The sequence below is a fragment of the Bacteroidales bacterium genome (assembly GCA_014860585.1).
GTDB lineage: Bacteria > Bacteroidota > Bacteroidia > Bacteroidales > 4484-276 > RZYY01.
The window spans coordinates 1-7,287 of sequence record JACZJL010000170.1 but is presented as its reverse complement, the minus strand read 5'-3'; the positions used below and the strand labels follow the sequence as shown (position 1 = coordinate 7,287).

Below are 7,287 nucleotides of genomic sequence, written 5' to 3'. Positions count from 1 at the left end.
GGAAAATCAACATTCAAAAAATTGAAAACCTTATTTTCCTTCTCCAACCTTAGTAGAATTAAGTAACCATCGGGAAATCAACCTTATTCACCCAATTTCCAGGGTTAAATGCTGAGAATTTTCTAATGAAGATCATTCACCCCGTGAATTGTTTGTAAAGCCCACCGCAGTTGCATGCTTGGTGGGTGTTTGATTCGATTCACGGGGTGAATCAGACAATTTAGCGATTACCTTCCCCCAACTCGGGATACCATTGCATGACTGGCAGAAACAGATTTGCCTCAGGCTGGAGCTTAAGCGCAATGTCGGGAAAATTGTCTTTCCAAAACCTTGATGCAAAGATCAATAAGGTAATAAGGTTTTGTTTTTCAATAGAATACAACCTCTCTACTAAGGTTAGGTTTTAGGATAAGGTTTTCCTTCTCCGGAAAATCAACCTTCAAATGATGAAAACCTTATTTTCCTTCTCCAACCTTAGTAGAATTGAGTAACCATCGGGAAATCAACCTTATTCACCTTATTTCCAGGGTTAAATGCTGAGAATTTTCTAATGAAGAGCATTCACCCCGTGAATGGCTTGTAAATTCCACTGAAGTTACAATTTCGGTGGGTGTTTGATTCGATTCACGGGGTGAATCAGCCCATTGATTTTAACCGAATCTCAACCTGTCAGGGTAACCTGTTAGGGTCTATCAGACCTGACAGGGTTTTATTAACACGCAAACCCTGTCAGGAGCTACTCACACTGACAGGGTTTAGGAGTGATTGCATCTCTTTGAGCGGTATGATCAGTACTAAGACGAAAATGTAAAATACCTCATTTCACCATTTTTCTATCAATCCAGTTTTCGATCTGAATATTTGTTATCCGTTCAAACTCCTGCAGGTTTTCTGTTACCATGATCAAATTCTTTTCAACCGCTGTGCAGCCAATCAACAGATCAAAATCGCTGATCATGGTTCCCGTTTTCCGCAATCGGGACTTTTCTTTTGCATAAAAATGAATAACATCGTAAATGGGAAGAATTTTTATATGCTCAACGAAAAGATCAATGACCTTATGGTTTTTTTGTGGATTATCGCTATTTTAAGCGCCAAAAGTCAACTCAGCAAGAGTAATTTCGGAAATTGCGCATTGAGTTAAACCAATTTTTTCCAGTTTGTCAATGATGCCAAATTTTCCCCGAAAAAAATGAATGCAGATATTTGAGTCGAGCAGGTATTTCATTAGAATTCGGCTGCAATATGTTTTTCAATTCTTGAACTTCTGATGTCGGAAATAATCTCATCTGAATCCCTTGAGTCTGTCCAGGCGCCATACAGTTCGCGCAGGTCAAATTCTTTATTATCTTTAATTTCAATGGATTCAGTCAGTTTACGAATGAGTTTTTTCTTCGAGGTATTGTCCAGTTTTGAAAGGAATCCAAAATATTTATCTATCGTGCTGTTTGTTAATGTAAGGCTCATAATGTTCAATTTTTACAAAAGTACTCTTTTTGTTTTTTTTGAGGATTTCGGTTTGTCAGCAAAATTTTAATGGCAATTGTTGCTGCTTTTTATTGCAGTCAAAAGTTCTGGGCCTAAGCTAAAAGTCAGAAGATTTCTGCCACTTCAGTCCCTATTAAATCATGTAGTGACTGGCTTTGAACAGTTGCCTAAGCAGTTAATGGGAAGAGCAAAGGATCACTTTTTGCAAAAGATCATTCACCCCGTGAATGGCTTGTAAAGCCCACCGCAGTTGCAATTTCGGTGGGTGTTTGATTCGATTCACGGGGTGAATCAGCCCATTGATTTTAACCGAAACTCAACCTGTCAGGGTCTATCAGACCTGTCAGGGTTTTATTAACACGCAAACCCTGTCAGGAGCTGCACACACTGACAGGTTACTGGATTCTAAAACCTCGATGCAAAGATCAATAAGGTAATAAGGTTTTGTTTTTCAATTGAATTCATCCTCTCTACTAAGGTTAGGTTTTTGGATAAGGTTTTGTCTCTCCGGAAAATCAACATTCAAAAAATTGAAAACCTTATTTTCCTTCTCCAACCTTAGTAGAATTGAGTAACCATCGGGAAATCAAACTTATTCACCTTATTTGCAAGGATAAATGTTGAGAATCTTCTAATGAAGATCATTCACCCCGTGAATGGCTTGTAAATCCTACTGCAGTTGCTGGCTTGGTGGGTGTTTGATTCGATTCACGGGGTGAATCAGACCATTGATTTTAACCGAAACTCAACCTGTCAGGGTCTTTCAGACCTGTCAGGGTTATATCCTACCAACAAAAACCTTACTTATACTTCTCATCTTCCGTTTCCGAAATCGAGTAAAAACTTTTGGGGACTTTGGCTTCGAGGTCAATCCGTTCGCCGGTTACCGGGTGGGTAAAAGCGAGCCGCCATGCGATCAGCCTGATCTGGCGCACAATTGATTTGTCGGCGCCGTATTTCCAGTCGCCGACTATCGGGCAACCCAGCTCAGAAAGATGTACCCTGATCTGGTTCTTACGGCCGGTATCAAGGCTGACTTCAAGCAGATGAAACTTCCCGATTGGTTTAATAAAGCGGAAGTGGGTGACCGCCCATTTGGATTCCGGAATTTCGTGGTCGTAGGAATAGACTTTCTGCTTCAAGCCGTCTTTGAGCCAGGAAGTGATCTCCCCCTCGTTTGAGGGCGGTTTTTTTTCGGTGATGGCCAGGTAGTTTTTCTCCACCGACTTCCAGTTATCCTGAAGCGCCATCTGGATTTTCTCTTCTTTGGCAAACATCACCAACCCTTCCACCTCCCGGTCTAACCGGTGAACTACCCAAAGCCGCTGGTGTCTGCCAAGTTTCTGATGCAGAATATCGTTGAGCATTTTGACGAATGTTGGGGTGACTGCCGTTGACTCGCCGCTGGTGAGGATGCCCGCCGGTTTATGAGCCACGATGAGCCATTCATCCTCAAACATAACATTGACAGTTCGTTTGCCCAACCGCCAGGTTTCGCTCTCTGGGATGGGTTTCAACACCACTTCATCCCCTTCGCTGATCAGTTCGCCGGCATGTCGCACCGGTTGTCCGTTTCGTGTAACGTCGTTGTGCTTAACCATGTTACGCAAGGTCTGGTTTGAGGTCTGGGGAAAATGATTTTTCAGCACATCCAGCAACTTGCCTGAAGTTTTTGCTTTGAATTTATTCATATCGAAAATCGTAAAAATGTTCCTAATGGCAGATCCACGCCGCTTTTGGCATGAAGATAAAACTCTCCGGATTCTTTTGGTATTCCCGGGAAGGCCTGATCGGCCATGTTGCGCCCTATGAGTGATGAAAAACCCATCGAGTATAGATTGAGCACGAAGAAACTGCATTCCGTGTGTAAAAGTTTAGCGACTGCGTCCATCATCTCCGGGAGGCCGGTCTGAAGCGTCCACTTTTCGCCTGTTGGTCCTCTTCCGTAAGCCGGCGGATCCATGATGATCGCGTGGTATTTTTTTCCTCTTTTCACTTCCCTTTTTACAAAAGTAAGCGCATCCTCCACCACCCACCGGATGTTGTCAAGTCCTGATAATTCCATGTTTTCGTTGGCCCAGGTCACTACCTGCTTCACCGAATCCAGGTGGACGACGTCGGCGCCGGCAGCACGAGCCGCCAGCGAAGCCGCCCCGGTGTAAGCAAAAAGGTTGAGTACAGATTTCCGTTCACCCGGTTTTTCTTTCAGTTGATGATAAATATAATCCCAGTTGCAGGCCTGCTCCGGGAAAACGCCAATGTGCCCGAAGGAAGTGAGCGATAGTTTCAGTTTAATTTCAAAATTACTGTTGTTGTAAATGATGTTCCAGCGCTGCGGCATTTTTTTCAGCATAGTCCAGCCGCCGGAAGCATTTTCGTCCTGGTCAAAATTCTGTTTTTTCGTTCTGACAAACCGGGCATGTGCCATCTCTTCCCATTTTGTTGATGGCCATTTTCGTTCCCAGATCGCCTGTGGCTCCGGCCTGATGAGCACATAATTACCAAAGCGCTCAAGTTTCTCGAAATTGCCGCAGTCGAGCAGCTCATAGTCAGTCCAGTGGTCAGGTTGAAGTAGTTGAATCATTCTTTTTCCAATAAAAAACCTTCGTCAAAAGTAACAAAACGGCTGATCCTAACCGGAATTGTTGAAAAAAGAGTTCGCAAAGAATCCTACTTTTGGGGCTGAAATCAAAATGCAGAGTTTATGTTGAAGATCAAAGAACAGTTGACAAGTGCACAAAATGCGAAAATAAAAAACCTGATTCAACTGCAAAAGCCCCGTCACCGCCGCGAACTGGGATTGTTTGTTATCGAAGGACGGTTGGAGATAGAACGTGCGCTGGCTGCAGGTTACCAGATCACTTCGGTCTTTTTTTGCCCTGAAATGATTTCACCCTCAGAAGTTGAGCCATCAGCCGGATTGGCTGCTGAGATTTTCTCCATCACCCCTGAATTGTATGAGAAAATAACTTACCGGGGCAGCACGGGTGGGGTTGTTGCAACTGCCCGACAGCACAAACATACCCTTGATGGACTGGTTTTAAAGGAAAATCCACTTTTAATTGTTCTCGAATCGGTAGAAAAACCGGGGAATCTCGGAGCTATTCTGCGCACAGCCGATGCTGCCGGTGTGGATGCGGTGATCGTGTGCGACCCGCAAACCGATATTTATAATCCCAATGTGATCCGCTCTTCCATCGGATGTCTTTTTACTGTCCCTGTTTTTACCGGAAATACAACCGAGGTAATTGAGCTGCTGAAAACCAATGGAATCGCTATTTTTTGTACGGCGCTCACTGCATCTGTGCCTTATCAAACCATCGATTTCAAGGAGCCCTCGGCTATTGTGATGGGAACCGAATCAACAGGTCTGTCATCCACATGGCTTGATCATTCCACCCAAAACATCATTATCCCGATGCGTGGAATGGCTGATTCGCTCAATGTGTCGACAACTGCTGCCATTGTTGTGTTTGAGGCAAGGAGGCAAAGAGGGTTTAGGGTTTAAAACTTATGAAACCTATTTCCATGACTTGATAAAAAACAGCGAAATGATGCTGAATATTTCAAGTCGTCCCAGCAGCATATTCAGGGAGAGTATGAATTTCGCCATTGCCGGCAATCCATTGAAATTCCCCATTGAACTTACCCCGCCAAACCCTGGGCCGACATTCCCAATGGTCGTCGCTGAAGCCGAAAAAGAAGTGATGATGTCAACATCCATAAAGGAAATAATCAGTGTCGTCGAAAAGATGATGAATAAGTAAAGAAGTATAAATACCATAGCATTGGAAACAACACCCTCTTCCACAGAATGTTTGTTGATTTTAAGTTGAAAAACTCCCTGGGGATGTTGCATGCTCTTGATCTGAAGTATGATTGCTTTGAAAAACATTAACACCCTGTCAAACTTTAAACCACCTGATGTAGATCCTGCACAGGCACACTGGATGGTAAAATAGGTCAGGATGAGAATAGTAAATACCGGCCACCCGGCAGTATCGGCAGTAGCAAAACCGGTTGTAGTACCCACCGAAATAACCTGAAAAGAGGAAACCCGGAGCGAATCCCAGAAATTGCCATAACCAGTAAGCCACAGTTTTAACGTGGTTAATGCAATACCTATAAAAAGTACAATGATGAATGCCCTGACAATTTCGCTATTGAAAAGGTTTTCCCTCTTACCGGTCAAAGTGGAAAAAATCAACCCAAAATGAAGTCCTGACAGCACCATGAAAACCATAATGATGACCTCAATCAAAACGCTGTCGTAATAAGCAATACTTGTGTTTTTTGTTGAAAACCCTCCTGTTGCAATGGTTGCAAATGAATGGTTCACAGCATCAAAAATTCCCATACCGGCAAGCATCAAAAATACGGTTTGAAGTAACGTAAGACCAATGTAAACAACGGCAAGGATTTTTACTGTTTGCGTCGCTCGGGTTCTGAAGTTGCTCTTTGCGATACCCGAAATTTCGCTGTGCACCAGCACCAGCTTTGATGTCACGGGTTGCGGTAAAATCAGCAAAGCAAAGACAATCACGCCAATTCCACCGATCCAGTGCGTTGCCGATCGCCAGAACAGCAGCCCATTTGGCAGCGCCTCAATGTCGTTCAGAATGGTTGATCCGGTGGTGGTATATCCAGATACACTCTCGAACCAGGCATTTATCAGGGTGAATTCACTGCCCCACATGATATAGGGTAGCATTCCGACAATACAGGTGGTAATCCAGCCAAAAACGATGATCGTTATGCCTTCGAGCAAAGTCAGGTATTTGAAGGACGGAACATAAATCAAGGGGAAAATACCAAAAATCAAAACAATAAGTGAACTGTAAAGCAGCGGAAAGACTGAACTTTCATCATTGAACCAGGAAATAATGAACGAAATAAACAAGAACAATGCATTAATCATCAGCACCGCTCCAATCTGACGTATGACAACCGGAAATCTCATATCATCTTTCTGTTGAATTTAAGAATCATGTTGCGCACTGCCTCCTCAAGCGTTTTTATCTCATCCTGCGTTTCAATTTTCGCATCCAACTCCCTGCCCGATGGGTGATAAAGGTTTATGGCCCGAATCAGGCGGAGAATCGGCGAAACAAAATAATGGTTGATGAAAAAGTTAAAAAGTACTGCAAAGATCAATGCAGCCACAACAGCAACAAAGCCTGGCATCACAGCACGCTGTGCCTTCTCACGTAACATAAAAGCTTCGTTGTACATGCTCGTCTGATTGAGCATCATTAAACCTTTAACCGCGGTCTTCACATCGTTAAAGCTATAATGTACATTCTGGAAAAACCAATCCATATCAAAGGTTTCCTGCTCATTCGCAACCTGGTATTCCCAATACTTCTTATAGATCTCATACTTTTTAGAAATTTCTTCAATGTATACTTCTTCATCCTTTTCGGTGATGTTGTTTCGCGCCGATTGCAACGATTTTTTGAAAATAGAGTCCCCATCAAGGATGGTTACTTTACCCAATTCATGCTGCCCCATCATGAAAAGAAGAATCCCGCTATCTTCTCTCTCAAGGCCTTCCAGCATGCTATTGCAAGCTACAATGCTGGCATAGTTATCAGTTAGTATTGACTCTACTGAATTGCTTAATCTTCTGAATTCATAGATGCCAAATCCCCCGGCAATGGTGAGCATGGCCACAATAACCAGGAACCCGGACAGAATCTTTAATCGAATTTTCATGTGATGATATATTGAATTACAATAGGTTAGATTAAAGGAACGACTCTTAACCTGGAAAGGTTAGGATTGAAGGCGCAAATGTAT

6 protein-coding genes and 1 pseudogene are annotated in these 7,287 nt (G+C 43.2%); 1 reads left to right on the top strand and 6 read right to left on the bottom strand.

What is annotated here, in order from left to right; all coding sequences use genetic code 11:
• Positions 1-817: 817 nt before the first annotated feature.
• The 4 genes and pseudogenes from IH598_16325 to IH598_16310 form a co-directional block, all read right to left on the bottom strand.
• Positions 818-1,228: pseudogene (locus tag IH598_16325) on the bottom strand (type II toxin-antitoxin system VapC family toxin).
• On the bottom strand, positions 1,228-1,470 hold the full coding sequence (locus IH598_16320; GenBank protein MBE0640081.1) for a hypothetical protein: 243 nt from the start codon (positions 1,468-1,470) through the stop codon (positions 1,228-1,230). Before IH598_16320 ends, IH598_16325 begins: the two are co-directional and overlap by 1 nt.
• Positions 1,471-2,288: 818 nt before the next feature.
• Positions 2,289-3,179, bottom strand: a complete 891-nt coding sequence (locus tag IH598_16315) for an RluA family pseudouridine synthase (GenBank protein MBE0640080.1) — start codon at positions 3,177-3,179, stop codon at positions 2,289-2,291.
• On the bottom strand, positions 3,176-4,072 hold the full coding sequence (locus IH598_16310; GenBank protein MBE0640079.1) for a class I SAM-dependent methyltransferase: 897 nt from the start codon (positions 4,070-4,072) through the stop codon (positions 3,176-3,178). The genes IH598_16315 and IH598_16310 overlap by 4 nt, the downstream gene beginning before the upstream one ends.
• Before the next feature lie 120 nt (positions 4,073-4,192).
• On the opposite strand from IH598_16310, the gene IH598_16305 reads away from it, so the two are divergent.
• Positions 4,193-4,996 (top strand): RNA methyltransferase, encoded by an 804-nt coding sequence (locus tag IH598_16305; GenBank protein ID MBE0640078.1) that lies wholly within the window; start codon positions 4,193-4,195, stop codon positions 4,994-4,996.
• A gap of 12 nt (positions 4,997-5,008) precedes the next feature.
• On the opposite strand, the gene IH598_16300 is transcribed toward IH598_16305, so the two are convergent.
• Positions 5,009-6,448 carry a TrkH family potassium uptake protein gene (locus IH598_16300; protein ID MBE0640077.1) on the bottom strand — a complete coding sequence of 480 codons (1,440 nt, stop codon included), beginning with the start codon at positions 6,446-6,448 and terminating at the stop codon, positions 5,009-5,011.
• Positions 6,445-7,203 carry an MCP four helix bundle domain-containing protein gene (locus IH598_16295; protein ID MBE0640076.1) on the bottom strand — a complete coding sequence of 253 codons (759 nt, stop codon included), beginning with the start codon at positions 7,201-7,203 and terminating at the stop codon, positions 6,445-6,447. The genes IH598_16300 and IH598_16295 overlap by 4 nt, the downstream gene beginning before the upstream one ends.
• Positions 7,204-7,287 lie beyond the last annotated feature (84 nt).